At 51.0% G+C, this 882-nt stretch carries 1 protein-coding gene; it reads right to left on the bottom strand.

Annotation, left to right across the window (positions count from 1 at the left end; all coding sequences use genetic code 11):
• Nucleotides 1-62: 62 nt before the first annotated feature.
• Nucleotides 63-701 carry a stringent starvation protein SspA gene (gene sspA, locus KQJ18_RS24225; protein ID WP_003025132.1) on the bottom strand — a complete coding sequence of 213 codons (639 nt, stop codon included), beginning with the start codon at nucleotides 699-701 and terminating at the stop codon, nucleotides 63-65.
• Nucleotides 702-882: the final 181 nt, after the last annotated feature.

The following is an 882-nucleotide window of genomic DNA, read 5'->3' as shown; positions in this document are numbered from 1 at the left end:
CTCATAGAATGCGCGCAGCAGATACGGACGGCGTGGTGTTAGCTGTGGCAAATCCATACAGGTTAACCCCGGCCCAGACGCATTTCACGTTCAGGCTCAGTCAGAGAAGCCAGGAAAGAATCACGTTCAAAGACGCGAGTCATATAACCTTTCAGTTCTTTCGAACCGGCACCGTTGAATTCAATACCCAACTGCGGTAAACGCCACAGCAGCGGCGCCAGGTAGCAGTCTACCAGGCTGAACTCATCGCTCAGGAAGTAAGGTTTCTGACCGAATACTGGCGCAATTGCCAGCAGCTCTTCGCGCAGACGCTTACGCGCGACCTCGGCTTCAGAAGCGGAACCGTTCACGATGACGTTCATCAGCGTGTACCAGTCTTTTTCGATACGCTGCATGTACAGGCGGCTTTCACCACGCGCAACCGGGTAAACCGGCATCAGCGGCGGATGCGGGAAGCGCTCATCCAGGTATTCCATAATGATGCGAGATTCCCACAGGGTCAGCTCACGATCCACCAGTGTCGGTACGCTCTGATTCGGGTTGAGGTCGATCAGATCCTGAGGTGGATTGTCCTTCTCCACGTGCTCAATCTCGAAACTAACACCTTTTTCAGCCAGCACGATGCGGACCTGATGGCTATAGATGTCAGTAGGACCAGAAAACAGCGTCATTACCGAACGTTTGTTGGCAGCGACAGCCATGAAAACCTCCAGGTATATTCAGAATTTTTACTGCTACCAGCCACTCAGTGACCAGCCAGAAGTGATGTCACCCAGACTCAGGAAAGCCATTACTGTTTAAAATACAAACAAAAAATGAGCGATACCTGACATTTGGGCAGAAAATTGGATGATAGTTTACCAGATTTTGTGACCTTTGTGG

It is taken from the genome of Citrobacter sp. S55_ASV_140, assembly GCF_018919505.1.
Classification (GTDB): Bacteria; Pseudomonadota; Gammaproteobacteria; order Enterobacterales; family Enterobacteriaceae; genus Citrobacter; species Citrobacter werkmanii.
The sequence above is the reverse complement of the archived record's forward strand: the minus strand, read 5'-3'. Positions and strand labels throughout refer to the sequence as shown.

Bases quoted from the DNA above. Each gene is read 5' to 3' on its own strand.
- sspA (WP_003025132.1), bottom strand. From the start codon at position 701: ATGGCTGTCGCTGCCAACAAACGTTCGGTAATGACGCTGTTTTCTGGT.